Raw genomic sequence first — 23470 nt, 5'->3', positions numbered from 1 at the left:
AGAAGCTATTCAATCAGAAGGCTCAAGTTAATATCGTTATAACTCAGCTATTACCTCATGCATAAATAGAGAGAACGTCTAAACTTCATAGCAAAGTAATCTATTGGTTGAACAACAAATCAATGTTTTATTTTTTGAACGTCATCCAAAAAGAAAGGATGCAGAACGTCGGGTTGAATTGGGTCAGGCGAAACACCTTCCAAAAGCATTCTTCATCGACTAACCATCGTGACCTGCCCCTAGTATCCTTGTTAGCTTTCAGCCTCATTTTGAGGCTGCTTCAAACACCTCTGACCGTCACATAAGATCATCAAATAACCGTCTTCAGATACCAACCAAAGAGCAATATTCCGCTGGCTGATACCCAGCTACCTAACACGCGCACTGCAATCCGTGTCCATGCAGATTTCAGGGCAACCACACTCGCGCTGACTAATGTCATAAGTACAAATAAAGCGCCGATGGTGCCAATTAGTCCTGCTGCTGCCGGGCCTGCTTGAAGGGCCTGACCGTTAAAAACACCATGTGCAAACCCGACAAAAGCAATGACTATAACCAAATGGCGTTTGGGTATGACGACATCCGCTGCGACTAATACGCCCAGCAGTACAAAAGAAATGGCGGCAATGGGCAGGGAGGATGAGTCGATGGTCGTAGTCAGGCCAATGAGACCGCCAATACACCAAGCAATGGGGAATGCAAACATACCTAAACGGCTGGCCGATGCTCCTGATAGCCCGCAGTAGAGTGCTAATGCGATGACAGTGAGTAGGTCTTCAGGCGTGATGAATAAATGCGTAATGCCATCATAAACAGGGCCCAAACCGGTGTTCACAAGGTGAGCGTGTGCAAAGCAAGGCAGAAGCGCAAGCATTATTGCGACGCCGGCATTCCATCTTTTCAAGCGAGTGAAGCGTTTGAGAGTTACAGCAGAGCCTGCCACAAAAAGACGCCTCCCATCACCATGACAACGGAACCAGCACCTCGCAAAATCAGTTTCCCAGAATTAAAGCGATGTAACAGACCTAAACTGATACCCACACAGTGAAGTGTGCCAGTGCCAACCACAAAACCTATCGAATACAGCAGTCCATTTTGTCCTTTAGGTAATTCTGTGCCGTGTGCATAGCCATGAAAAAGGGCGAAAAATCCAACTAAGGCAACGATAAATTTCATGTTTGCTTTGGCTTCCATCAGCACCATAAAACCCAGCACGATAGCCGAAAGGGAGATACCAACTTCGACGCTGGGAAAAGGTAATTCGAGTAAGCCGATAAAACCGCCAAATGCCATCATCATAGGAAACGCAACGGGTAAAAGCCAAACGGCTGGTCGACCTAACTGAGCCCCCCAGATGCCCACCGCAATCATGACTAAGATATGATCAAGGCCAGACCAAGGATGCCCCAAACCAGTGACGAATCCGGCTGCGGGGTTTCCTTGAACGTGGGCTTGGGCAATCGGTGATATCAACACACTTAATGCGATGCCTGATAGCAGCAGCTGACGGTGATACGCCTGCCTCATGTTTATAATCCTCCAGCCAGTATGACTGTTCTTTGAATCGTCCAGTAAGCGCCCAGGCTTCCGACGAGATAGCCGGGAATCCACGAAACCCATTCAGGCCAGCGAACGTTGAGCGTGTTAAATGCCCAGAGCATGGCAAGCGCCAAGCCGACAAAACCGATTTGACCGAGTTCGACGCCAATATTGAATGACAGGAGTGCCAGCGGAAGCTCTGCTTTCGGCATGCCAGTGGTGGTCAATCCGCTGGCAAAACCAAATCCGTGTAGTAGTCCAAATCCGAATGCCACTATCCATGGATAGTGAATTGTCCAGCTTGGTTGTCCTCGGCGTGCTTTTATGATTTCCGGGCCTAAAAACAGAATGGACAGGGCAATCGTGGCGTTCAACGGCGGCAGTGGTACGGACGCAAGTCCTAGTGTTGCCAGCCCAAGCGTGATGGAGTGAGCCAGCGTAAATGAAGTGATGGTTTTAAGTAATGCTAGTTTTGTTTTGACGATCAGCATTAAGCCAAGGACAAACAACAAATGATCTATTCCCAGCAATATGTGGTGCAATCCCAGCGCCACATATTCCGCGCCAGCCTGATGCCAGCTTCGCTCGCCTCTCAAGGTGACCGATGGGCGAGTGGGGCTGGCGATATAGGTAAACTCACTGCCGTCAGTGAATACAGTTCGTACCAAAACATCGGTGATGGTTTTTTCTAGTCTGGGAAAGCGTAAGGTCGCGCCGTTAAATTGTGTTTTATCGACGGCGACAATTTTTGTGGTGATGTGTGCATCTTTGCTGGCGAAGGTTGAGGCGGGTGCTATTTCCTCCCATGCATCTGGCAACTCCAGTTGAGCAGGATGAGGTTTGCCGTAATAAATCGGGGCTTTCCAGACGACCTGATAACGCTGTTCATCCAGCTGGGTGATATCCACAACACCGGGCTGGCTTTCATGGGCATTGGCGATGTTGCTGAGGGTGATTAGCAGCAATATTAGGCCAAGCCATGTTGATGAACGGCAATATGGCTTCTTCATGGCATCGCCTTTTGGCTGCCGCTGTTATCAATCTTTACTGTGTATTGCTGGCGCAAACGCTGATAATGGATATCCAGAAATTGCTGGCGACGCTCTGAAAGTACACCTCGCTCCACGGTGGCTTTTACTTCTCTTAACTCTGGTATGTAACTCGGGATGCGATGCTCAACTTTGACTAGGTGATAGCCATATTGTGAGCGAATAGGGCCTGCCCATTTTCCCTGCTCCAAAGTATCTATTGAGTCTGCAAAAGCTTTTCCGAATTGGTTATGAATCGTTCTGACAGACATCAATGGATAATGGTTTGCCAGTAACGTTGAGTCGCCTAACTGCTCGATATTCGCTTGTGAATGGTGCTGGTTAAGCTGCTTTTTTAGCGACTGAATCTGTGTATCAAGTTCTTCTTGAGTATGTTGAGGGGAAAAATAAATTTGTGAGAAGGCGAGTTGACTGTCAATCACAAAGTCATCCGCATGGCGCTTCAGGTAGCTTTCTAACTCGCTTTGAGTGGGGGCTTTTCCGGCAGAAAGATCGATATAGAGCGACTCTAACTTCATGCGCAATCTGCGTTTAATATAGAGATCCTCGTTTTGCAGCCCTAAAGACAAGGCTTCTTGGTAAGTAATATCGTCTCTTATTTTTTCTTCAATTAACTGAGTGAGTTCTTGTTCACTGGGGGGACGCTGCCAAGTGTTGTGAAAGTTGTTGATGATATTTTCAATGTCGGCCCGGGTGACATTGATGATCTTCAGCTGTCCTTGTTCAGGTTCGTCGTTTATATAATCGAAAGCGACAAACAACAAGGCACCTATCAGTAAAAAATGAATCAGAGGTTCCCGAATGAGTTTTTCCATAAACCGCCAAAAGTCAGATGAAATTACCCCTTCATTACGGTAAGAAATGAAGGGGTAAAGGTTATTGTTTAGACGGGGTATACCAAATTGGAGAGGTATACGCGCGCTCGGTTACTGTCATCGGTACCTCGTCTGAAAACTTCGCATCAGCAAAATATGCTTTGTCGTAAGCTGTCCAGCGTGGGGTGGGTATTTCGATAACACGAGCGTAATAGAACGCTTTTAAGCTCGGGTCAAAGTCGGGATCTTGCCATACGGTTATTAGTTCTGATGAGCCGATGGTGTTTGTCCACGTCGCGTTAGCCACATCCACGGTATTGCCAATCGATGGCAAGTTACCGTCTTTATCTAACTTACGGTCACCAGACCACACGACATTGTAAACTTTTTCTTGTGGTTTTCCCGCTTTATCAAGCCAGCCTTTAATGATTTGAATACGGTCTAGGTTGCCGGAGAATGAGTCTTTCAGTGCCGCGACAAGGAAGCTCGGTGCTTTAGCGCCATTGTACGGTGTGGTGAGGTCACCGCCCATCGGTACGCCTTTACCGTAACCGACCGCGCCGGGGTTGCGACTGAGGACATCTTCTGGCTTGAAGTCCCAACCGCCAAAGAATCGTACCAATATACGCGTACCGGTGGTGGCGTAGACCTCTTTCCGTTTCATCGCATCCCAAATTGACGCGCGGGTATTTTCTTCAGCCCATACCGCAGTCAGGCCGGATGCGCCTAACTGCCAGTCTTTCACCGTACGACCTTCAAAATCGAATGCGTTGCCAGTCGAACGTTCAGCGCTTGGTTCGCTCGCTGGGAACTTGCCAAAGAAATTGTTTTCTTCCGCTGAAGAAATGCCTGTGTGGTCATCGGTTGAACCAACCAAGCCAAATTTAAACGGGTTGGTGCCAAATTCTTCCTCAAGTTTTAGACCATTTTTTAACGCTTCACGTGCGTATTCCCGCTCAATCATGCCTGGCTCTTTTGGCACGACATTTAAGTTTCCTTTATCCCAGATTTCGAAATTGGCAAATTCATCGGCGGGTGCGAGAGAAGGGTGTTGCTCTGATGTCCCTTTGCTTTGCGTGACTTCGTACAACGGTTCCCATCGTGCACGCGCTTCGGCCCATTTTGCATCAATTGGCTTACCGTCTGGCGTTTCGGTGGAAAACATCAGGCCGTTCGACAAGTTACCATTGTGTGGCACGGCTAAAACCTGCCCACCGGTTTTCTCTTCGTACCCTTGCATCCAATCCCATAACTGGTTTGGGATCTCCGTATCAAACGTCGTAAGCGGTCGCACTTGGTCCGCTAGTGCCTTTCCATCTCTGTATACGATATTACGGTGCAAGTTATTCCCGCCACCATAATTGGATGTCCACTCGTAACCAATCAAAGCGGTAAAAGTACCTGGTTTATTGTGGCTTTCCACAATTTCCGTCATGTCTTTCCATGTGTCCATTTGTACTTTTGTATCTGTCATGGCTTCAGGTAATTTACCTTGTCCTTGTAAAGTAATGATTTCCATCACCACTTTACTGGCATCCTCCCCTCCGGCTTGCATACCTTCATGCCAGCGTTTCAGGGTTGGATCAGTCATGAGTGAGCTTTTGCCCTCCAATACCGCGCTCATTACGCCCATTGCATCGGAATGGTCGGCAACCATCATCCAGTCATACGGTCTCGACAGCCTGACGGCCTGGCCGGTACTGGATGTGATTTCTTTGCCTTCCGCGTAACGAAGTGCTTCATCTGGTCCGACACGCGTACCCGCTGCAATCGCATCAGCAGACCAGGAAGTATGCAGATGTAACTCCCCCCAGAGAGGACGAGTCGAATAGGCTCGTCCGGCGTAAGGTGAATAACCTTTTTGTTGGAAAAAACGTGCAACTTGTTTCGAATCAATCGAGCCCGCATCGGTAGTGACACTTTCAGCATAAGAAGGAAGCGTCATGACAGTACAACAGGCGGCGACGACTGCACTTAACATATTGAGTTTCTGAATGGGGAAAGAGGTAGCTGTGGCGTAATGGTGTGTCATGCCTAGACTCCTGGAAACTGGCGGTATCAGGTGAGAACCTTCACTCGATTCAGGCGATGAAGACTAGTTGCGATGCAAATATGCCCAAGTAAAAAGTGTATACGTAATATGTGGAAAAGCCATTTGGGCCGAAGTCAGTGGATGTCGTTCGTATCTATCTTGTTATAGGGGCTTATGGGTTGGGCTTAATGGTTTCGTCTTTAGGGTATGGTCTTGATTGTATTAAACTCAATGACAACGTATGGGGTGAGCTGGTGTTTGGATGAGAGGGCAGGTACGATTCGGTCAGAGGATTGATCGCGACCTGCCATGCTCTGCTGTTTCCTCAGTATATTGTGTCGACACTTAACGGTTGATGAGATCCATACGCATAATGTGCTGAGGTCCGGCGGGGCCGCCTAGGTAAAGTTCTTTGGTATCGTCAAAGCCTGCTTTTATGTAACAGCGGTGGGCAACCGGGTTCTGGCAGTTAACTGTTAAGTAAACCGCGTGATGATCTGGGTACACGTCCCGAAGATACATCGGGAGTGCCGCCATGGCAGCCTGACCATAGCCTTTACCCTGCTGACGGGAATCGATCAGAAGCGCCCGTAATCCGAGTGAGGTCTGAGGGCAAAACGGGTAGTTTTCCGGGTAGGCGGTATCAATTCGGAAGTAGCCAATGACAGTCCCCTCAAGCAGAATGACATGCCGGTGAAGGTGAGGGGGAGACTCGCTAATGAAGCCCTCCGGCAGGAGGGTAAATCGCTCCTGACCATCTGCTATCTTTAGAGAAATGATCTGGCTGGTATGGTGCGGGGCGTAAGGTTCAATATGAATCACGATAAATCCCTTCTATTGTTTCGCGAATGTCCTTAAAAGCAGTAAAATACCAGTATTTTCATCACGTTTCGATTTTTCGTGGTGCTTGTTCGTGTAGTTTGAGAACCACCAATGAATTCCAGTCATCATTCCTTACTTGCCACACTCAATGCGCTCGATGTGAAAGCGTTCAAAACTCACAGTCAGAAAATCCAGCCCGGAGATGTGTTTGTCTGTCGTCAGGGGCTGACCTGGGACAGTCACTTGTCTGCAACTGACGCTGTAAACCGTGGGGCGATTGCCGTTATTGCAAATCGTCAGCTGGAAATTTCGGTACCCTGCCTTGTAAGCCCGAGCCACAGTACCAGTATCAGTTTGATCAACCAGTATTATCAGTACCCGCAGGATAAGCTGAAACATATCGGCGTAACAGGCACCAATGGAAAAACAACGGTGGCGTATTGTTTGAGCCAGCTACTGAACATTGATGGTATGTCGGCGTACACAGGTACGTTGGGCAGTGCCTTTGCCAATGTTTTTTACCCGCTGGATAACACCACGCCCGATGCGATTACGTTGCTGAACCTGTTTCATGCGATGCAGCAAGCCGGGGTTACACACCATGTGATGGAAGTCAGTAGCCATGCGCTATCGCAGGATCGTGTAACACATATTGATTTTGATGCCGTTGTTATCACCAATATTGGTTCGGATCATCTGGATTATCACCGTAACCGAGAAGATTACATTCAGGCCAAGTTGCGCTTGATTGACCGATTAAAGCCGGGAGGTACGGCGGTCGTGAATCTGGATGATGAGCAAGTGGTGTCGGTGCTTGATCGGTGCCGAAGCAAATACGCCATGCTAACGTTCAGCCGTTATGACCCGGATGCTGACTTGTACGCACAGAACATTACGGCCACGTGCAAAGGCGCAACGTTTGTTCTGCATTATGGTGGGGAAACGTATCCTGTGGCGACAGTTCTGCCATTCGATTTCAACATTGAAAACACACTGGTGATGCTGGCGTTGCTGGTTGCTTCAGGGCTGAATATGTCAGACGCGGTCAACCGACTGGGCGCACTGCAACCGGCACCGGGTCGCAGTGAAGTGTATACCTTAGCCAATGGCGCAACCGTCATTCTCGATTATGCCCATAACTACGACAGTTTACTGAACTTATATCAGAACGTTCGGGGTGATTCGCCAGTCCCTGAGTTGCAAGTCACCGGTTCGTCAGCCCTCATGTCGCAGGAAAATGGCGCTGGCAGAGTGCTGACCGTCATTGGTGTGACGGGAGAGCGGCTGGAAGATGCGCCTGAGATAGGGCGGTTGTGTGCCGGAAAATCGGATCATGTCGTCTTTACGACCGATAATCCGCTGGGTGTGGATCAGTCGGATATGTTTAGTGCGTTGACCCGCGATCTGGACGCATCGCTGATGGCGAAAGCTGTAATAGTGCCTGATCGGGCACTGGCCATTGAGCAGGCCGTGAACCAGCTGATGCCTAATGACGTGCTGTTGTTGTGCGGGAAAGGCCATGAAGAGTATCAGTACATCAGCCTGAATAAGCATGATGCTGAACCTTATATGGGGGATCTGGCTGCGTTACGACGTGCGGCAATGGGAAGGGGATGGAGCGTGGATGACCTGGAAGCGAAAGACACTTTGGTTCATCTCGCCATTAAAAACTGAGGGGTTTCTTTCGGTTCAGCAGGTAGAGCGGAAAACAGTAAGAGCGATTGCAGCGAGCCAAAACTCAGAGAGTCCGCAATTCTGAAATAAAAGCGGCGTCAGAAAAAAATAAAGCGCCAGTGGCGCTTTATTTTTATGAGAGGACGGTGTTTAACCTGTATCGAATAGCGGTAATATCGAATAGCGGTAAGGCCGCTATCAGAAGTGCAGCTGAATAACCGATTCAGCCACACAGCCCGGACGACGAACGCCTTCAATTTCGACTGTCAGCTCCTGAACAATTTCCAGGCCACGTTTGATTGGTGTAACTGACTGAATACGGGTTGTTGCACGCACGCGGTTGCCGGACTTGACGGGGTAAGGGAAGCGTACCTTGTTAAAGCCCAGGTTAACGGTCATTTTAGCGGTCGGAAACTTCTGTTTGTTCGGGTCCACACTGTCAGTCAGGGCAGAAAGTAATGACAAAGTCAGAAAACCGTGTGCAATTGTGGTTTTGAATGGTGACTCCTGAGCAGCACGTTCAGGGTCGGTGTGAATCCACTGGTGATCTTCTGTAACGTCCGCAAATTTGTTGATGCGGTCTTGATCCACCATTAGCCATTCACCCGTGTGAAGTACTTCCCCCAGAGATGCCGTCAGTTCTTTGTACAACTGCTCCGCTTCCGGTTTCATGACAACAGGAGCCGGCGCAGGTTTTTCAGCTTCAGTCTTTTCAAAAGATGGCTTTTCAAAAACCGGCTTCTTAAGGGTTTCGACAGCATGAACAACATTGTCGTCATTTGACGCAGACGTTTTTCCGGAAATTAACGCGCCAAGCTGTGATTTATTTGTTTTATTCACAAAATCAAGCCAGTGCTCACGAAGTGAGGGTGACAGCAAATCTTTCAACTCAAATGAATGAGGAAAAATGCTTTCACGCTTCTGCTTGATAAAATCGGCAACTTTCATGATTCGAAACCTTTTAATACTTCTGTTCGCCACAAGAACAAGGCGATGTATTGTAACGTTAAATTAGAAGATGGGAAGTTAAAATGTGTTCCAGGTCTCAGTTTGGTGCTGGTCAGATGAGTTTAACTTAAATTAAAACAATTAGTTACACTGCATGTAAGAATAGTGCAAAAAATCTAATTGCGAATTTTTCTCACTGAGTGTTTGCACCAAAATTAATCAAAAAACAAATTTAAGCGAACAGTTGTACTCTGTGTTTGTTACTTTGAGCGTACACTTGTATTTTATTTTTCAGCTAACACTTGTTCGTGTATATAAATGGATTGAATTTATAAAATTACAAATGAACAGTATTTAAAATTTTTTTGGCACGAACAAAAATATAATAGTGGATAAAATGGTATTTTTCTTGGCTCAACACCAAATATTTTTGTTTGTGGGGTACGACTTTACATCGTCCTGACTTTCTGGCTGGCATACACAGCAACAGAGTTCAGCTCGCTTCTTGTTTTCCGTCTCTTCGATTCGGTTTGATCCAGCTTGTTTCTTCCTGTCTGTCGCACCCTTCCTTCTAGCCACTGTGCGATCGCCTGCTCCAAACGGCAGGCGTACTAGGACAGCACTTTGTTCTCAAAATCTCAATACAGAGAAGTAGGAAGTACTGCCACCAGAGCTACGCTTAAAATCTGACTCCATCTGGGTGTCTGACTAATACGATAAGTGAGCTTTAGGCTAGGTACATACATTTATGAACAGTTGTAGGACGCTGGTACTTGCCACTTGTCTGGTGGCCTCCGGCTCTGTGTTCTCTGCCCAGTTTGACGACATTGCCGTTAAGCTCGATCAATATGTAAAAAAAGAAGTAAAGCAAGGTCTTCCGGGTGCCGCTCTGGCTGTCGTGATTAACGGTGACATCAGATTGTTACGGGGCTATGGCGTCGTCAAAAACGGTTCGAATAAAAAGGTTAACTCAGCCACTGTATTCCCGCTGGCTTCTATATCTAAGACATTCGCTTCAGCGGCGGTGTCGATTCTGGTCGAACGTGGTTTGCTGGAATGGGATACCCATGTCGTGCCATACCTCGAAAACATTACCTTCAGTGACGCTGATCTGGGTAAAGAAGTGACTCTACGCCATGTCTTGTCACAATCGACAGGGTTGGTCGCGCAGGCCTATTCTGATTTGCTGGAAGACAATGTGTCTTATCCTAAAATTCTTCAGATTCTTAACAGGGTAAAATTCGTCTGCGAACCGGGTAACTGTTACAGCTATCAGAATGTAGTTTATAACTTATCGGCAGACATGCTGGCCTTGGCCGCCGGAGTGGATTACCCGACGTTTGTTAAAGAGCAGGTCTTTATTCCGCTCAGGATGGACAATGCCTCCTTTGGCATGGAGGGCTACAAACAGGCCGATAATCGGGCTTCGCCACATGTTAAGGTGAAGTCGGGCTGTGGGGCTGTGCAGCCCACTCCGTTCTACTATCGGGTGCCTGCCGCTGCCGGAATTAATGCAAGTGCGCAGGATCTCGCGAAATGGATGCTGGCTCAGATGGGGCAGCAGCCGACAGTATTAGAGCCGTCTCTGCTGGAGATTATGCATAAGCCACATGTCAGGGCGAATCAATACCGTTATCGCGCCAGAATGAGCAATGTGACCTACGGGTTAGGATGGCGACTGTTTGATTACCGTGGGCTGACTGGTTTTGTGCACCATGGAGGATGGGTGAAAGGGTTTCGTACGGAAATGGTTTTTAACCGCAATACCCAGACCGGAATGGTGTTTCTGGCAAATTGTGAAAACAACCGGGTGGCGAGAGATATCGTATTGTTTTTCCTGCAACTTTACCAAGAAAGATACGGCGTACAATTGGCTGGTGCGGACACAAAAAAATAGTGTACTTTTACCCGGTTCACCGCTTGTATTCCTGTGTCAGCAGCGCTATGCTCACTCACGAAAAACAGGGGAGCTGGCGTGAAACTGAACCGTTACTTCCTTGTGTTTCTTGCTTGTATAGACACATGACTGGTTATTTAACTATTCCATCCCATTGAGGTGAAATATGGCGAAACATCGTAAAGCAAAATCATCGGTAAAAGACACCGAGATTGGTCATGAACTTCGTGTCAATGACACTGAATTCGGCCGTGGTACCATCCGTGATAACGCGTTGAAGGCAGTGGTTACCAGCCAGCTGTTCCGCTCTCGCGTTGAAAAAGCGAAAAAAGGAAAAGGCAGCTTCAACCGCAAAGCAAAACATGCGGGACGAGAGTCCTATCCAATGGCTGCGTAATTCGCGGTGATTGAATAGGGCTCTTGGAAAGGCTATTTCCGTTGTCTCAATTTGTGTGGTGGCGTTTCTTTACCGGTTAAGCCGATGGCTCTGGTAAACAAAGCCCTCAGGTAAATAAGGCTCAGACATCAGTCTGAGCCTTATTTGTATCTGGTGTATCTGGCGGGTAGTGATGACGCCAAGCGACAGTCTACTGCTTGCTATGAAAAATTGAGTGTCTGCTAGTGCAGCCGGAACCGTGCGATTAATTCACACTGATTGCTGACATTGATGTTCTCAACCTGTCTGGCGACAATTGGGTTCGGATGGCGTTTCAGAAATTCAATCAGCGCGCTTTTACAACAGCCCAACGAGGCGATAAAACTTTCACAGTTGCGTCGTGGACATTGCGGAACCATTGCCATGACCTGCTCTGAGGCAAGCTGAAGATACTTCAGCTCAAATTCATCATCGCCCTGATTGCGCCAGAAGTTAGCCAGATTATGGCAGGACATCACTTTAATGGTGAGCAATTCTTCCAGTTCATCCCGGGTGCCTTTCATCGGCGTAAGCTGTTGAGACTCCGCCAGCGCAAGCTGATAATGGACGACCGCGATAGAAGGATTGTCTTCCCGCTCAGAATGAAGTGCGCGTAGTGTCAGTTGTTCCCAGCGTGATACGTCCATGATGTCCTTTCCTCAATAAACCTTTTAGCCCAAGAGCCTCTTAACCCAAGAGTTTCTCTTTAGTGCCTCTCGACCTTGGGTATTTCAAACTAAACAGATTGCAGCGCGTCAAGGTAATGTTGTTGTACCTGATCCCAGTCAACAACCTGCCACCAGGCGTCAATGTAGTCAGGGCGTTTGTTCTGGTAGTTCAGGTAGTAGGCGTGTTCCCAGACATCCAGTGCAAGGATAGGGGTTCCCTGTACCTCGGCAATGTTCATCAACGGGTTATCCTGGTTGCTGGTGGAAGAAATTTCCAGACGACCGCCCACTACGGACAACCAGATAAAGCCGGAACCAAAGTGTGTGGCAGCCAGTGTGGAAAACGCCTCTTTGAAATCCTCGAAACTGCCAAAATGACAATGCAGGGCTTCTGCCAGCAAACCGCCCGGCTGGCCACCACCATGGGGAGACATACAGGCCCAATACAGGTTGTGGTTATAGTAACCCCCGCCGTGATTCCGGATGGCTGGTGCAAGGGAAGACACATTGGCAAACATGGATTCCAGTGTCATATCTTCCAGTTCTGTACCGGCGATCGCCTCCATGAATTTCGTGAAATAGGTACGGTGATGACGGTCATAGTGGATTTCCATGGTCTTTGCATCGATGTACGGTTCCAGAGCATCATAGCGATAAGGTAGCGGGGTAAATTGATATGTCATGATCGTACTCTCTTGGTTTATTATTCCCACATGTTAATGAGAATTAATATCATTATCAACCATGTTTTTTGTACGATAATTCGATGATGAGACTAGAAGCCAACTCCAATGAAAAGGAGAGGAATGAAAAACAAAAAAAGCAGCAATCAGATTGCTGCTTTTTATGATTTTTACCTGTCTTTTTATATTTTTTACCTATATAGACAGACGGCTAGCCTGAGGGCTGCGAATTACTGAACGACTTCGCCGCTTTCAATCACAGTTTTACGTACGGTATCTGCAAACTTAAGTGCTTCATCGCGAATCGCTTTTTCATCTGCTGTCAGCAACTGGCGATCCTGCATCAGTACTTTCCCGTCAACGATGGTGTGTTTAACATTCGTCGCGTAGGCGGAATACACCAGTGCAGAATACGGGTTGTAAACCGGCACCATGTTCGGTGCTTTGGTGTCCACCACAATGATGTCAGCCAGTTTGCCTGGCTCCAGAGAGCCAATCTTGTCTTCCATGTGCAGTGCACGTGCTGCGCCTATGGTTGCCATCTCAATGACTTTTACCGGCGGCATGGCTGCCCGATCTTTGTTTACCAGCTTGTGGACTTTTGCCACTTGGTTAAATTCGTCAATGGTGCTGATTGTATTTCCGGACATTGGCCCATCCGTCCCCAGACCAATACGCAGTCCATCATCAAACATCTTCAGTGCTGGTGAAACACCTTTGGCAGATTTAATATTGGCACTCATATTGTGAGCCACGCCAACATCATGCTGTTTAAGCAGAGCAATATCGCTGTCGCTGACGTTGATAACATGCGCACCCACCAGGTTAGGTGTCAGTGCGCCAATGTCAGCCATGTACTCAACCGGTGATTTGCCGCCGCTGCGCTCTGCAATCACCTGATTTTCACGCTCAGACTCTGCCAGGTGGATCAGCACTGGCACGTCATATTTTTTCGACAGCTCAGTGATTTTCTTCAGCGTTTCTGTGGTGTTAGTGTAGGGTGCGTGAGGAGCAAACGCCGGTGTAATACGCGGGTGATCTTTGTAGGACTCAATAAAATTGACCGCGTACTGAATGCCTTCATCTGCATTGGCGGCATCAGCAACCGGGAATTTAATCACCGTTTCACCGAGAACTGCCCGCATGCCAATCTTGTCGACAGTCTTGGCAACCTCATCCTCGAAATAGTACATGTCGGCGTAAGTGGTGACACCACCTTTGACCATTTCCACGTTGCCTAATTGAGCACCGATTCGCACCATATCACGTGACACCAGTTTGCTTTCCAGCGGGAAAATATAACGGTGCAGGCGATCTGGCACATCATCCGCCATTGAACGGAAAACGGTCATTGATACATGGGTGTGAGTATTGATCAGGCCGGGCATGACAATATCGCCATCGGCATCAATCGTTTGGCTGGCTTCATACTCTTTGAGATCACTACCGTCGGTAACGGCTACGATCTTATTGTCTTTTACGGCAACCAGACCATGTTCAAAGACGTTCTTCTTCTGATCCATGGTAAGTACCGTGGCGTTTTTAATCAGAAGATCGACTTGTTCGACGGCGAAAGCAGAGGCACTAGACAGGGATGTCGCGGCGAGAGAAACAGCAAGCAGGGTTTTCTTGAACATGAATGACTTTCCAGACATTGATTAGCTTGCGCAGCATGATACCTGATGTCACTAACTTGAAAATCAGTATTCAGTAAAGGCAAGTCATTCTGTGATTGAGGTCACTGGATATTAAGAAGGTGGTCAATAGTTAAACTACAGACCACCATTTTCAACATGGCAAACGTTTACCTGTGGTTAAGCCGTCAATAATTGCTTTTAACCCATCGACAAAGCCGGTTGAGGGCGAGCCTGTTGCCTTAGCTGAAAAAGCATCCAGACAGCCAGTGTGGTACTGCACAGTGGCAGGGCTATCCAGACACCATTGACTCCCCAGACTCCGGCCAATGCGAAAATAAACAAAGTGATCAGGATGAGTTTTCCGCCAGTCAACATTGTGGCCGTTTTAGCCTGATTGATTGACTGGAAGTAAGTCGCGCCGACCAGCAACATGCCTTCCATTGGTAACCCCCAGAAATAGAGTTGCATGCCTTCGATAGCGACTGGTTGCAGGGCAGCGTTATCACCGGCAAACAGGTAAACCACCCATTCCGGCATGCTGTACAGGAAGATGACTCCCAGCAAAGCAAAAGTGATGGTCGTACCAAAAGCCAGATTACGGGTTTTTGTGACGCGATCATGCAGTCCGGCCCCGGTGTTGTAGCTGGTAATTGGCTGAGTGCCGAGCGCAATCCCTTCAAAAATCAGGTAAAAGAATGCTTCGGTGTAACTGATCACCCCGTAAGCGGCCACATGGATGGGTTTCCCAACCCAGAGCAGTGCTTTGTTATGAAGGGTCAGGACCACGGACAGATAGAGGTACATCAGAAGGCTGGAAAAACCCAGTCGTACAATCTGCGTACAATGTTGCCAGCGCAAACGCAGGGTATCCCAGCCAATTCGCAGTTCGCTTTTTTCAGAAAAGAAATGTTGTAAGCACAACCAGGCAGTAGCCAACTGCGAGAGCATGGTCGCGATGGCAGCACCGGTCAGCGCCCAGGGGATCACGACAATGAACAACCAGTCGAGTATGACATTCAGTACCCCGCCAAAAATCATGATCAGCGTAACCCGGTTTGGCTGGCCGTCGTTTCGTAATAGTGCGGAGAAGGCCATCGACAGAATGGCAAAGGCTCCCATGGCGAAATACCAGAACAGGTAATCCTGCGCCATTTGCAGAATTTCCCCTTCGGCACCCAGCCAGATGAGTATCGGTTTGCTGAACATCATGCCAAGGCTACAGGTCAGGACAGAGACAATAAGACACAGCGTGAAGGCATTGCCAACAATTTGTCGGGCTTGTGCTTTTTGTTCCTGACCCAGCTTGATGGAGACCAGTGCAGAGGCTCCCATGCCTATCATGGCACCCAGCGCATACAAAATGGATCCTATCGGGTAGCCAAGCATAATACCGGCAAGGCCGTTTTCACCGATGAAATGGCCGACAAACATGCCGTCAATTGCCACATAAACACCGGTGACCAGCATGGCGGCAATGGTCGGCAACGTGTAGCGGATAAACAGGCGATAAACTGAATCGTGCTTGAGCGGCAAATATGCGCTCGGGGAATCCTTTTCCATAGGGTCTTTCACGTCAATGTGTAATGAGCCGTCAGAAGCAGGTATTTGTAGACAGTGCGTGAACCGTGATCCCTTGTGAGGGGATGATGGATGGTATGCTGACCGGGCTGAAGGCCCAGTTGCTGCAATTGCGCCGGTAAGGACGTTTCAGGTACCAATAGTCGAACACCATCTTTCAAATATGCTTCTGTGTTTTCTGGCAGTTGCCCCAGCCACCAGGCAGGGATTTCCTTACTGGCTTTACTGCGATCAAACCAGTGGTCTGCTACTAATACCAGATGTTGTGGCAGATGGGTATCCGGTTGTGTGCCGAGATTGGTTGTTGTGGCAGCCGTACTGCTGCCTGCCTGTGCTTCTGTGTGTTGCTCAGATGCTGAGTGTGTTTCTGAATCTGCATTGGCCTGAGAAATGTCTCTTGTCTGCACAATCGCTTTGATGAGCGCCTGACGACGGGCAAGGTTTGCACTGAGCAGACGGTGTGCAATTACCCAAACCGCAAATTCATCAGACTGAATGCAGAATACCGGCTGCGATAATTGCTCTTCATTTTGCCGCTGAATCAACTCGGCAGAGAATCCGGCTTCTTTCAGGGTAGCGATGATTCGACGACACAGCGCTTTTCCGAGGTGATTTTCACGCATACCGCGGTTGTGAACAGTGGGATAGTGCTGTTCACACAACTGCAGACAATCAGACTGAAAGCGTTGAATGCTGGTTGAAAGGTAGTCAGAAACCAAATGAAATTCCGCCGATAAAAACCATGGTACAAAGAGAACCGGCTCCGGGATGAGGAGCCGGCTCTGAATCTTCAGTTTATCGTATCAGAAAAAATCGTATCTTCTATGTTATTTCAGGTGGTTAGACGGGATGAATGTTGCAGAATCACTATCTTCTCTACGCTTACACAACCTGAGGAACAGCCTTCGCATTTTTAGTTCCGGGGCGTACGACGGAAAAATCGGAAACAGAGCTTAATGATCAGGCGATAACCATTGCTGTCGACCAGAGGCTTCTCGTTTTACGGTGTCGCTCCGGCGGGTAGCCAGCGCTTAAAAGTGCGATAACGGCAAGCCAGAAGTACGAAAGCAAACAGCAGGTAGAGCAGGGGCTCGACGACACCAGATTTGACTGACCAGTAATAGTGCACCGGAGCCAGTACAACAGCAAGATACACCCAGTTGTGCAGTTTTTGCCAGCGAGTCCCCAAGCGTCGCTGCATACGTTGGGGTGACGTTGCAGCAAGTGCGCACAGAATCAGCCAGCACGCCGCGCCTACAGTCAGGTATGGACGTTCTGTGATTTCAGAGAGCAGCAGTGACCAGTCCAACCCCAAATCGAGAACAAGGTAAGCGGTCAGATGCAGAACCGCCCACGAAAAACTGTATAACCCGAGCAGTCGCCGTACCCGTACTAATAACCCTTGCTTCAGCCAACGGGCAACCGGCGATACACACAGGGTTAAAAGCAGGGTATTGAGCGCGGCTTTGCCGGTAAAATGGCTGATGCCTTGAACCGGGTCGGCCCCGAATCCACCGGTTAGCGTCAGTAAAACCAATTGCGCCACAAAGAGCAGAGACACAACATGAATCAGCGTTTTCAGCACGGTAATATGTCGGGGAGACAATTTGAGACGGTGCGGCATCGGCATCAGTAGTTCCTTTTCAAATCCATACCTTTATACAATCCGGCCACCTCACTGGCGTAACCATTAAACATTTGCGTTGGCTGGCGACGGCTGCTGAATAAGCTGCCTTCGCCGATAAAGCGCTCGCTGGCCTGGCTCCATCGAGGGTGATCCACCTTAGGATTAACATTGGCGTAGAAACCGTATTCATTAGGTGCCAGCAGGTTCCAGGTGGTCGGCGGCTGTTTGTCTGTCAGGGTAATATTGACGACAGACTTGATACTTTTAAACCCGTATTTCCAAGGCACAACAAGGCGGATTGGGGCGCCATTCTGGGGTGCCAGCGTTTTGCCATACAGGCCAACTGCGAGCAGCGTCAGCGGGTGCATGGCTTCGTCAAGACGAAGTCCTTCCACATACGGGTAGTCAATTCCACCGCCGAGGCGGCGTGAGGCTTGGCCCGGCATTTGTTTCGGGTCATAGAGGGTCTGAAAGGCAACGTATTTGGCGCCACTGGTTGGTGAGGCTTTTTTCAGCAGTGAAGCCAGTGGAAAGCCTATCCAGGGAACGTTCATCGACCATGCCTCAACACAACGCAGGCGGTAGATACGCTCTTCAAGAGGGAAGTGCTTATAAAGGTCTTCATAACCCAGTGTCGTTGGGTTCCGAACCATGCCTCCAACCTGAATATTCCACGGATTGGTGCGAAATTGCTGTGAATTGGCTGCCGGGTCAGATTTGTCTGTGCCGAATTCGTAGAAATTGTTGTACTTCAGAATCTTATCTTCGGGCGTCAGTGCCAGCTGCCGGTTAGAATATGAAGACGAGCGGGTGGCCAGAGCCCTGCGGTTATCCGGCGCGGGTTTTTTATCGCCTTCGAACAGGTCGAACAGACCGGCTTGAGCCTGACTCGCTAATGGAAGACCAACCATAGTGATCCCCAGCTTTTTCAGGATATCGCGGCGTTGCCGGTAGACGGTTTCCGGTGTAGCTTCATTTTCACTGAGTGACCAGCGGTTGGATTTTTTGATTAACATAGTGTCCTTTTCCCGTCGTTACGTTGAGCCATGCAGGCTCATCTCCGTGGCTGATAAGTGAGGTGACGAACCAGATCTCCACTGCCAAAAGAACAAGAAGTGCTCTGCTCAGTAGCATTGGGTAATGGGCAATGAAAAATACGGTTCCATCAGTCTGATTGATAAGACCTGAGCAGCGCAGAAAAAATTTCAAATAAATCGTGGCGATTAAGCCGTAACATTGCAGAGCGTTTCCAGACAACCTATCGTTGAAGCAGAACTTGTCAGAATATGGACTTGAAATTAACAGGAAAGGCGATACTGTTGCGGGCATCCGTCGTATCCATAAGAACAACATGAAAAAGCCTAAGCCAGCCTCCCCAAACATCAGTATTAATCGCCAAGGTTCCAGTTGTAACAGCCAAGGTATTGGAGCCTACCAACATGACATTTCAGATCGTCGACCAGTCATGAGTGAGGAAACGACTGGTTGTACGCATGACATCCAGAGTCAACACCGTGAGTTACTGGATTACTACGCAGGCATTGAGCTTCAGCATATCTATCTGGAAGTGTATGCCGAGCGGTATCACTCACTGCGGCAGTATTTTGAAGCGTATTACTGCTACCGGCACGGTCTGGTTACCCGACAGAATAAACCTGACTGGGCGCAGATTTTACCTCATGCGATGCCTTCAAAAGCCGCCAGAGCAACAGGCTATCTAAAGCTGTGTGTCAGCGAGTTAAAATTGCCGCTGGAAGTCATGGTCGGGAAGCTGAAAACGCTGGTCAGGGATGATGAATTGTCCGTCGCGGCCATTCAGCATTTATTGGAGCAAGAGTTAGCTTATGTACGTATCACCCGAGAAGAATGGAAGCGATTAAAAGACAAGGGGCTGCTGACGGCGATGCCTGCTGATTATTATCGCCCGGATGCGCAGTGCTATCAGGATGCAGACAGCCGATTCCAGCGAGCAGCAATTAGCTTTAGTTGAGTCTGGCTCCGTCAATGGATGTGCTGATGGGAGTATTCCTTGTCTGTTCAGGAAATGTTCAGGATGGTCTTACCTTTATTTCCTAACATACTGACAAAACAGGACTCACAGGATGACCAACATGGAAAAGACAACACAGGATAGCACGCAGCAGGAAAGAAAGTCGGCATTGATTGTGGAAGGCGGTGCCATGCGGGGAATTTTTGCTGCAGGTGTACTGGATCAGTATCTGGCGGCCAACTACCGCCCGTTTGATTTTTGTCTGGGCGTTTCTGCCGGTTCAACCAATATTGCGGCCTGGCTGGCCAATCAGTCCGGACGTTCCTATCGGGTGATTACCGATTACTCCTGTCGGCCTGAGTTCATTGACTTACTGCGGTTTGTGAAAGGTGGCCACTGGCTGGATTTGGATTGGCTGTGGGACATTACATTGAGAGAAATTGCGCTCGATACCGAAACGTTGTTTAGCCAGCATATTCCTTTCTATATTGTGACGACAGTGATTGAAACGGGTGAAGCTGCCTATATTAAGGCAACGGCGGAAAACCTTAATCAATTGCTCAAAGCCTCCTGTTCTGTGCCGATTGCGTACCGCGACTATCCTGAAATTAACGGCATTGCGATGACCGATGGTGGCGTAGCGGATTCTATCCCGGTGAAAAAGGCGTATGAAATGGGTGCCAGAGATATTACCGTGATCCTGTCACGTCCCCGTGGATACCGCAAAACGCCGTCACGCAGCCCCTGGCTGGTGCGCCATACGCTGGCTCAGACTCCTAAATTAGCGGATGCCATATTGAACAGGGCAGAGAGCTATAATCAGGCCATTGATTTTATCGATAATCCACCCGAAGACTGTAACATGACAGTGATTGCACCGCCTGCGGATTTTCTCGTTGGTCGCCTGACAACAGACAAGAAAAAGTTGGAGACGGGCTATCAGCAAGGTCTGGTAGCCGCAGGCATCTAGTATTGAGCCTGACCGCATCATGTTTGAAAGTACCGCATCATGTTTGAAAATGTGGTTTGAAAATGTGGCTTGATAGTGGGGTCGGGGTGCTGACTTTAACATATTCTGTTGCGCGATGTGAGGATAGCCACAATGCGAACTGAAATTCTGGGCTTTTCAGGTGGCTGTTACTGGTGTATGGAGGCAGTATTTCGGTCATTACGGGGTGTGATGAAAGTCTTACCGGGCTGGATTACGCCACGTGACCGTGTAATGGTTGATAGTGTCTTGGTTAATGGTGTTTTGACCGAGAGTGTGTTGGTCTGGTTTGACCCCGATGTGATTCCGATTGAAAGTCTGGTTGCCATTCACCAGCTTACACATAACAGCTCTTCCTCCCATGTCCGGCGTTCCCGTTATCCATCAGCAGTGTATGTCTATCACGGAGAACAATACTGTGCGGTTGAGAAGGCGCTGAATGAGTTAGCGTTGCAGAACGATAATCGTAATCACGTTCAGGCTTTGCAACATCGACAGGCCTCGCTATCCCAGCCTACGGCTATTTCAGCGCCAGTCACGCATTCACCGCAGATAGCTTCTTCGACTCGAATGGTTTCTCCAACTCGAATGGCTTCTCCAGCTCGAATGCTTTCGATGACACAAATCTTGATGATTCGTCGATTCACCTCCAGTGACCCGGGTATGCACGATTATTATTATGCCAACCCGGATCGCCCCTTTTGCAATGCTTACATCACACCCAAACTTTCCCGGTTACTAACGCACTATCGGGAGTTGGTGCCCGATGATAAGCAAACTGTGATTGCTGCACAGCAAGCCATTAAAAACCCCAAAAAATAAATGAATTGAAAAGGCATGAAAAAAGACGGGCCAAATGGCCCGTCAAAAGAGTGCAAGGAGCGTTAAGGTTCAGATATCGGCCACGTTAGGCGCCGATAATACCGCCGTCTTTACGGGTAATGCGGATAACGGATGAGCGAGGAATGGTGTTGCCGCCGTCAGGGAAGTGTGACGGTGCCAGTTCTTCGCCCGGATGCTGAACCCCGATGAACATGGTTTTCTGATCCGGACTGAATGTCAGGCCAGTGATCTCACAGGCGACAGGGCCAGTCAGGAAGCGTCGCACTTCACCGCTTTCCGGATCGCCACACAGCATCTGGTTGTTGCCCATGCCAGAGAAATCCCCTTCGTTGGTGTATTTACCGTCGGTTTGGATCCAAAGGCGACCAGCATTGTCGAAGCCGATACCGTCAGGGCTGTTAAACATATTGTCTTTATTGATGTTGTCGCTACCGCCCATCAGTCCTGTATGGACAGTCGGGTTACCGGCAATCAGGTACAGATCCCAGCTGAAGCGTTTTGCCGTATGATCTTTGCCAGAAGGTGCCCAGCGAACGATGTGGCCATAGGGGTTTTTGGCGCGCGGGTTAACACCGTCAACCGGCTGATTGTCTTTCACACCACGGTTTTTGTTGTTGGTCAGGGTACAGAATACGTGCTGGCTCTTTGGATTAACCGCGACCCATTCAGGACGGTCCATTGTTGTCGCGCCAACTTGAGTTGCTGCCTGACGGGCAAAAATCAGTATGTCTGCTTGGCTGGCAAAACCGTTCTCAGGTGTCAGACCATTTTTACCGAATGTCAGCTCAACCCACTCACCATCGCCTTTCAGCTCTCCGTCTTTCGCATCGAACTTAGCAACGAACAGTGTACCTTCATCTAGCAGATCACGGTTAGCGGCTGGATTGGAAGCGTTGTATTTGTTCTTAGACACAAAACGGTACAGGTGCTCGCCTCGTTCATCATCACCCATGTAAACCACGACATGACCGTCGTTATTGATTGTCAGTGCCGCATTTTCATGTTTGAAACGGCCCAGCGCAGTGCGTTTTTTAGGCGTGGCGTTCGGATTCATCGGGTCAATTTCAACAACCCAGCCATGGCGATGTGGTTCGTTTGGCGTCTTTGCTAAATCAAAGCGTGGATCATGCTTGTACCATTCGTAGCCGGCATCCTGCTCAGACAGGCCGTAACGGGCATAGGTACTGCTCAGGGCAACAGACGAGTTGGCACCAAAAACGCTGTTGAAGTTTTCTTCACAGGTCAGGTAAGTTCCCCATGGCGTCTGGCCGTTTGCGCAGTTATTGAATGTCCCCAGTGCTTTTTTGCCAGTTGGATCTGCCTCTGTTTTCAACAGGTCGTGACCGGCGGCAGGGCCTGTCATCATCATCTCTGTGTTGGCGGTGATACGGCGGTTTAGGCGGCCTGATTGATTGAACACCCACTGACCGTCTTTTTTCATCAGTTCGATCACCGAGATTCCGTGTGCAGCCTGAGATTTTTTCACGTCATCAGCAGACATGTTTTTGCCCTGATGAGCAAACAGGTATTCGTGATTGGTGTATTCGTTGTTTATCGCCATGACTGCACGATCGTCGCTGATCTGGAAGAAGGTCATGCCGTCATTGTTATCGCCAAACTGTTGTTCCTGCGCCTGACTGTCTGCCCCCTGACTAAAGGCCGGAGCACCTTTAAATAGTGGGTCGCCCCATGAGATGAGTACGTCAGCCTGATAGCCTTCCGGAACGATAATCGTATCTGATGTTGAGGCTGGAATGCCTTTAAAACCCAGAAGCTTACTGTTGCTTTCAGCAGCAACAGCCGTTGCAACCGGTGTCGCTGCAAAAAATGCCACAGTACCGGCGGCCGTCGTCGCCTGCAGGAACTGCCTGCGGTTCAGCCCCTTGCTGATAATTTGATTAAATCTTGGTTCATCGTGGCGCTCAACACTGCTCATACTGTCTTCCTTTCGAAAATCTGATTTGAAGATTGTTATGTTTATTTGATGCGGCCACATGCTATATGCCAACTATGGCACTTAAGTGACTGGTGTGTGACAGAAATCTTACAAATGTGCCGATAAAACAGACATGAAAGGCATTTTGTTTTGAATGTGACTCAAAGAGATTGTGACCCATCGCCAATGTGACTTAGAGATTTGCTCTAAGACTCGGCCAGCAACGCGCTGAATGACCAATAATAATTAATACAAGCCCGCTTAATCACTGCTGAGAGATCACGACTGCGGATTTCAACGTATGCTTATTAATGGCGGTTAAACGTGGA

At 48.7% G+C, this 23470-nt stretch carries 21 protein-coding genes and 1 pseudogene; 6 read left to right on the top strand and 16 right to left on the bottom strand.

Features of this window, described 5'->3' with window-relative positions; translation table 11 throughout:
- Nucleotides 1-310: 310 nt before the first annotated feature.
- The 6 genes from C9I92_RS14915 to C9I92_RS14890 all read right to left on the bottom strand — a co-directional run bounded on the left by C9I92_RS14915 (nucleotide 311) and on the right by C9I92_RS14890 (nucleotide 6257).
- Entirely contained in the window at nucleotides 311-943 is a 633-nt protein-coding gene (locus C9I92_RS14915) for a HupE/UreJ family protein (RefSeq protein ID WP_146149697.1), read from the bottom strand.
- Entirely contained in the window at nucleotides 925-1527 is a 603-nt protein-coding gene (locus tag C9I92_RS14910; protein WP_047885827.1) for a HupE/UreJ family protein, read from the bottom strand. The genes C9I92_RS14915 and C9I92_RS14910 overlap by 19 nt, the downstream gene beginning before the upstream one ends.
- Nucleotides 1528-1529: 2 nt before the next feature.
- The gene (locus tag C9I92_RS14905) at nucleotides 1530-2549 is read right to left on the bottom strand and encodes a HupE/UreJ family protein (RefSeq protein ID WP_047885826.1); all 1020 of its coding nucleotides are present in this window, start codon (nucleotides 2547-2549) and stop codon (nucleotides 1530-1532) included.
- Nucleotides 2546-3403, bottom strand: a complete 858-nt coding sequence (locus C9I92_RS14900) for a peptidyl-prolyl cis-trans isomerase (RefSeq protein WP_047885825.1) — start codon at nucleotides 3401-3403, stop codon at nucleotides 2546-2548. Before C9I92_RS14900 ends, C9I92_RS14905 begins: the two co-directional genes overlap by 4 nt.
- Before the next feature lie 61 nt (nucleotides 3404-3464).
- Nucleotides 3465-5435 (bottom strand): DUF3604 domain-containing protein, encoded by a 1971-nt coding sequence (locus tag C9I92_RS14895; protein WP_084712594.1) that lies wholly within the window; start codon nucleotides 5433-5435, stop codon nucleotides 3465-3467.
- Between the two features lie 345 nt (nucleotides 5436-5780).
- Nucleotides 5781-6257, bottom strand: coding sequence for a GNAT family N-acetyltransferase (locus C9I92_RS14890; protein ID WP_047885824.1), 477 nt, complete (start codon nucleotides 6255-6257; stop codon nucleotides 5781-5783).
- 111 nt (nucleotides 6258-6368) lie between these two features.
- On the opposite strand from C9I92_RS14890, the gene C9I92_RS14885 reads away from it, so the two are divergent.
- Nucleotides 6369-7931: a Mur ligase family protein gene (locus C9I92_RS14885; RefSeq protein WP_053061865.1), complete on the top strand. Its 1563-nt coding sequence runs from the start codon at nucleotides 6369-6371 to the stop codon at nucleotides 7929-7931.
- 198 nt (nucleotides 7932-8129) lie between these two features.
- On the opposite strand, the gene C9I92_RS14880 is transcribed toward C9I92_RS14885, so the two are convergent.
- Nucleotides 8130-8879, bottom strand: coding sequence for a MaoC family dehydratase (locus tag C9I92_RS14880; protein WP_047885823.1), 750 nt, complete (start codon nucleotides 8877-8879; stop codon nucleotides 8130-8132).
- 748 nt (nucleotides 8880-9627) lie between these two features.
- Between C9I92_RS14880 and C9I92_RS14875 the strand changes: the two genes are divergently transcribed.
- Both C9I92_RS14875 and C9I92_RS14870 read left to right on the top strand, forming a co-directional pair.
- Nucleotides 9628-10776: a serine hydrolase domain-containing protein gene (locus C9I92_RS14875; RefSeq protein ID WP_047885822.1), complete on the top strand. Its 1149-nt coding sequence runs from the start codon at nucleotides 9628-9630 to the stop codon at nucleotides 10774-10776.
- Nucleotides 10777-10987: 211 nt separating this feature from the next.
- Nucleotides 10988-11158 (top strand): annotated as a pseudogene (locus tag C9I92_RS14870) (alternative ribosome-rescue factor A); the annotation flags it as partial.
- Nucleotides 11159-11394: 236 nt separating this feature from the next.
- On the opposite strand, the gene C9I92_RS14865 reads toward C9I92_RS14870, so the two are convergent.
- The 8 genes from C9I92_RS14865 to C9I92_RS25590 all read right to left on the bottom strand — a co-directional run bounded on the left by C9I92_RS14865 (nucleotide 11395) and on the right by C9I92_RS25590 (nucleotide 18713).
- On the bottom strand, nucleotides 11395-11838 hold the full coding sequence (locus C9I92_RS14865) for a DUF2753 family protein (RefSeq protein WP_047885820.1): 444 nt from the start codon (nucleotides 11836-11838) through the stop codon (nucleotides 11395-11397).
- A gap of 89 nt (nucleotides 11839-11927) precedes the next feature.
- On the bottom strand, nucleotides 11928-12542 hold the full coding sequence (locus C9I92_RS14860; protein WP_047885819.1) for a superoxide dismutase: 615 nt from the start codon (nucleotides 12540-12542) through the stop codon (nucleotides 11928-11930).
- Between the two features lie 230 nt (nucleotides 12543-12772).
- Entirely contained in the window at nucleotides 12773-14179 is a 1407-nt protein-coding gene (locus C9I92_RS14855) for an amidohydrolase (RefSeq protein ID WP_047885818.1), read from the bottom strand.
- A gap of 198 nt (nucleotides 14180-14377) precedes the next feature.
- On the bottom strand, nucleotides 14378-15739 hold the full coding sequence (locus tag C9I92_RS14850) for an MATE family efflux transporter (protein ID WP_047885817.1): 1362 nt from the start codon (nucleotides 15737-15739) through the stop codon (nucleotides 14378-14380).
- Nucleotides 15740-15747: 8 nt separating this feature from the next.
- Nucleotides 15748-16476, bottom strand: a complete 729-nt coding sequence (locus C9I92_RS14845) for a hypothetical protein (RefSeq protein WP_047885816.1) — start codon at nucleotides 16474-16476, stop codon at nucleotides 15748-15750.
- 281 nt (nucleotides 16477-16757) lie between these two features.
- Entirely contained in the window at nucleotides 16758-17387 is a 630-nt protein-coding gene (gene msrQ, locus C9I92_RS14840) for a protein-methionine-sulfoxide reductase heme-binding subunit MsrQ (RefSeq protein WP_273859680.1), read from the bottom strand.
- Nucleotides 17387-18400 (bottom strand): protein-methionine-sulfoxide reductase catalytic subunit MsrP, encoded by a 1014-nt coding sequence (gene msrP, locus C9I92_RS14835; protein ID WP_047885815.1) that lies wholly within the window; start codon nucleotides 18398-18400, stop codon nucleotides 17387-17389. The genes msrQ and msrP overlap by 1 nt, the downstream gene beginning before the upstream one ends.
- Complete coding sequence (locus C9I92_RS25590; protein WP_146149696.1) at nucleotides 18363-18713, bottom strand: hypothetical protein; 351 nt, start codon at nucleotides 18711-18713, stop codon at nucleotides 18363-18365. Before C9I92_RS25590 ends, msrP begins: the two co-directional genes overlap by 38 nt.
- A 22-nt stretch (nucleotides 18714-18735) precedes the next feature.
- On the opposite strand from C9I92_RS25590, the gene C9I92_RS14830 reads away from it, so the two are divergent.
- The 3 genes from C9I92_RS14830 to C9I92_RS14820 all read left to right on the top strand — a co-directional run bounded on the left by C9I92_RS14830 (nucleotide 18736) and on the right by C9I92_RS14820 (nucleotide 21184).
- Entirely contained in the window at nucleotides 18736-19374 is a 639-nt protein-coding gene (locus C9I92_RS14830) for a hypothetical protein (protein ID WP_242551903.1), read from the top strand.
- A gap of 121 nt (nucleotides 19375-19495) precedes the next feature.
- On the top strand, nucleotides 19496-20344 hold the full coding sequence (locus C9I92_RS14825) for a patatin-like phospholipase family protein (RefSeq protein ID WP_047886320.1): 849 nt from the start codon (nucleotides 19496-19498) through the stop codon (nucleotides 20342-20344).
- Nucleotides 20345-20476: 132 nt separating this feature from the next.
- Entirely contained in the window at nucleotides 20477-21184 is a 708-nt protein-coding gene (locus tag C9I92_RS14820; RefSeq protein ID WP_047885814.1) for a peptide-methionine (S)-S-oxide reductase, read from the top strand.
- 85 nt (nucleotides 21185-21269) lie between these two features.
- On the opposite strand, the gene C9I92_RS14815 is transcribed toward C9I92_RS14820, so the two are convergent.
- Complete coding sequence (locus C9I92_RS14815) at nucleotides 21270-23141, bottom strand: PhoX family protein (protein ID WP_047885813.1); 1872 nt, start codon at nucleotides 23139-23141, stop codon at nucleotides 21270-21272.
- Between the last annotated feature and the right edge of the window lie 329 nt (nucleotides 23142-23470).

The sequence above is a fragment of the Photobacterium ganghwense genome (assembly GCF_003025595.1).
In the GTDB taxonomy this organism is placed as follows: domain Bacteria; phylum Pseudomonadota; class Gammaproteobacteria; order Enterobacterales; family Vibrionaceae; genus Photobacterium; species Photobacterium ganghwense.
This window is presented reverse-complemented; position numbering and strand designations above follow the sequence as displayed.

Bases quoted from the DNA above. Each gene is read 5' to 3' on its own strand.
- C9I92_RS14910 (WP_047885827.1), bottom strand. From the start codon at position 1,527: ATGAGGCAGGCGTATCACCGTCAGCTGCTGCTATCAGGCATCGCATTA.
- C9I92_RS14905 (WP_047885826.1), bottom strand. From the start codon at position 2,549: ATGAAGAAGCCATATTGCCGTTCATCAACATGGCTTGGCCTAATATTG.
- C9I92_RS14900 (WP_047885825.1), bottom strand. From the start codon at position 3,403: ATGGAAAAACTCATTCGGGAACCTCTGATTCATTTTTTACTGATAGGT.
- C9I92_RS14895 (WP_084712594.1), bottom strand. From the start codon at position 5,435: ATGACACACCATTACGCCACAGCTACCTCTTTCCCCATTCAGAAACTC.
- C9I92_RS14885 (WP_053061865.1), top strand. From the start codon at position 6,369: ATGAATTCCAGTCATCATTCCTTACTTGCCACACTCAATGCGCTCGAT.
- C9I92_RS14880 (WP_047885823.1), bottom strand. From the start codon at position 8,879: ATGAAAGTTGCCGATTTTATCAAGCAGAAGCGTGAAAGCATTTTTCCT.
- C9I92_RS14875 (WP_047885822.1), top strand. From the start codon at position 9,628: ATGAACAGTTGTAGGACGCTGGTACTTGCCACTTGTCTGGTGGCCTCC.
- C9I92_RS14865 (WP_047885820.1), bottom strand. From the start codon at position 11,838: ATGGACGTATCACGCTGGGAACAACTGACACTACGCGCACTTCATTCT.
- C9I92_RS14860 (WP_047885819.1), bottom strand. From the start codon at position 12,542: ATGACATATCAATTTACCCCGCTACCTTATCGCTATGATGCTCTGGAA.
- C9I92_RS14855 (WP_047885818.1), bottom strand. From the start codon at position 14,179: ATGTTCAAGAAAACCCTGCTTGCTGTTTCTCTCGCCGCGACATCCCTG.
- C9I92_RS14850 (WP_047885817.1), bottom strand. From the start codon at position 15,739: ATGGAAAAGGATTCCCCGAGCGCATATTTGCCGCTCAAGCACGATTCA.
- msrQ (WP_273859680.1), bottom strand. From the start codon at position 17,387: ATGCCGATGCCGCACCGTCTCAAATTGTCTCCCCGACATATTACCGTG.
- msrP (WP_047885815.1), bottom strand. From the start codon at position 18,400: ATGTTAATCAAAAAATCCAACCGCTGGTCACTCAGTGAAAATGAAGCT.
- C9I92_RS25590 (WP_146149696.1), bottom strand. From the start codon at position 18,713: ATGCCCGCAACAGTATCGCCTTTCCTGTTAATTTCAAGTCCATATTCT.
- C9I92_RS14830 (WP_242551903.1), top strand. From the start codon at position 18,736: ATGAAAAAGCCTAAGCCAGCCTCCCCAAACATCAGTATTAATCGCCAA.
- C9I92_RS14825 (WP_047886320.1), top strand. From the start codon at position 19,496: ATGGAAAAGACAACACAGGATAGCACGCAGCAGGAAAGAAAGTCGGCA.
- C9I92_RS14820 (WP_047885814.1), top strand. From the start codon at position 20,477: ATGCGAACTGAAATTCTGGGCTTTTCAGGTGGCTGTTACTGGTGTATG.
- C9I92_RS14815 (WP_047885813.1), bottom strand. From the start codon at position 23,141: ATGAGCAGTGTTGAGCGCCACGATGAACCAAGATTTAATCAAATTATC.